This is a genomic window from Actinomadura sp. WAC 06369, from assembly GCF_003947565.1.
Classification (GTDB): domain Bacteria; phylum Actinomycetota; class Actinomycetes; order Streptosporangiales; family Streptosporangiaceae; genus Spirillospora; species Spirillospora rifamycini.
In genome coordinates, this window is sequence record NZ_QHJN01000450.1 from 1 (window position 1) to 238 (window position 238).

The window sequence follows — 238 nt, forward strand, 5'->3', positions numbered from 1 at the left end:
CGCCAGGCCGCCGAGCTGACCCCGTTCGTCACCTGGGGCACCAACCCCGGCCAGGGCCTCCCGCTCGGCGAGTCCGTGCCCGACCCGGCGTCCTTCACCGACCCCGTCGAGCGCCAGGCCGCCGAGCTGACCCCGTTCGTCACCTGGGGCACCAACCCCGGCCAGGGCCTCCCGCTCGGCGAGTCCGTGCCCGACCCGGCGTCCTTCACCGACCCCGTCGAGCGCCAGGCCGCCGAGC

General features: G+C 77.3%; 1 pseudogene. It reads left to right on the forward strand.

The window, feature by feature from the left end:
• A pseudogene (locus tag DMH08_RS39875) lies at positions 1-238 on the forward strand (hypothetical protein); the annotation flags it as partial.